1 protein-coding gene is annotated in these 1,506 nt (G+C 44.6%); it reads right to left on the bottom strand.

Going from position 1 to position 1,506, the window contains the following annotated elements; genetic code table 11:
• Positions 1-227: 227 nt before the first annotated feature.
• Entirely contained in the window at positions 228-1,058 is an 831-nt protein-coding gene (locus EI28_RS12490; protein WP_048115333.1) for a hypothetical protein, read from the bottom strand.
• Between the last annotated feature and the right edge of the window lie 448 nt (positions 1,059-1,506).

Here is a 1,506-nt window from a genome sequence, read left to right as displayed (position 1 = left end):
AACAGTTCAAGTGCAACTCTCTGCTTTGCACAGGAATATCCGGGCGTGATACTTGTGCAGCAACCTGCTGCATAAATTGCGCGGACCGCATGCATTGATCCCACGGTTTGTTTTCCTGAACGCTGCTCGTCGAAAATTCATATAAATGTCCTTGCCGACCAGTGCCGACATCAACAATCTGAGCGCAAATCCACTAAAAATTGTGCTTTGAAAAGAGAGTCGTCGTTTTACAGCAGATATTTCAGGTATAAAACGACCCCAAAAGCAGCAGATAGCGCCACCAGGACATTATAAGCCAGTGTATATTCACCCAGCCGATCACGGTATTTCAGTGATATCAGTGCCGGGATCAAAAGTCCCGAGATAAAGCCTGCAAAGTGAGCAATGCCGTTACTGAACGTTGTCCCGGACACGATGAACTGTCCCCACTGTAAGCTGCTCTGGATAACAACAACCAGAGCAACGCCAAACAGTGCTATCAGAACGCCAAAAACAATCTTCTGAGGGGTATTCATCATTCCAATCGGGGGTATGTTCAAAAGGTTAAGCTCCTCGAACATGTATCGGATCAAGCTGTACAAGCCGTACGCATAGAACGCGGCAACGACAGCAGAAAACCCCTGAGAAGTAATCCCTGAAACACCCTTCATCTCAAAGAGGACCAGGGATAGACCCGCCGAGAGCAAGATCACAAGGGTAAAGAAAAGAACTGAGGCGTAAGTCAATATTTTCTTATTATCCTCAAATGCAAACACGAACGTGATTCCAACAAGGTACATAGCCACGTTGCCCAGAATATGGTTCTGTCCTGAGTGTGTATAGCCATGTAAAAGGAGAGACTGAAGGTTTGTAAGAGGAATATGCATGATGAATATGGCATCCTTCATGTCCTGCGGGACGAGGTAGAATATTGCAAGAAGAAAAAGGGGGACTCCTAAGTAGAAAAACAGCCAGTAGGGCGCCCCCTTGGTCGTTATATTATCGATGATCTGACCGATCTTCCTTTTAGCGAACTCCCTCTGAGGATTGATTGAGGGGTGTTCTAGCGTCTCGCCCATATCTTCAACTGTCTATAACAGTTAAATAAATTTATCTATGGCGTTGTAAGCAAATCTTAGGAGATATTGAGTAGTTTTTAGGTTTATGATTGGGTGATCTGGATCCGGGCTCAAAATAAAGTTATTCAGTAGGTGGCTTGATGTGGTGGATCATGGAATATGGGGTTAGTGATGTAGGGCATCGGGGACGGGTTGCTGAAGAGAAAGGGCGGATATCTCGCGGATCTTTCGTATGACATACTCAATTTTAGTTACCGAAGAAAAAGGAAGATTGAATATGCCCATTAGAGAATATCATTTTGATCCCAATGTCCTCTCGCTTTGTTAATCCAGAAAAAGGGTTGAGTGCCTTTAATTGCCCTCACTGTGGTGCATATGCACAACAAGGATGGGGAGTTTTACATTCGATGATTGATTTCCAAAACTTGTCATTTGGAGAATCAGGACC

Origin of the sequence: Methanoculleus sp. MH98A (assembly GCF_000691865.1) — an archaeon.
Taxonomy (GTDB): domain Archaea; phylum Halobacteriota; class Methanomicrobia; order Methanomicrobiales; family Methanoculleaceae; genus Methanoculleus.
This window is presented reverse-complemented; position numbering and strand designations above follow the sequence as displayed.

Bases quoted from the DNA above. Each gene is read 5' to 3' on its own strand.
- EI28_RS12490 (WP_048115333.1), bottom strand. From the start codon at position 1,058: ATGGGCGAGACGCTAGAACACCCCTCAATCAATCCTCAGAGGGAGTTC.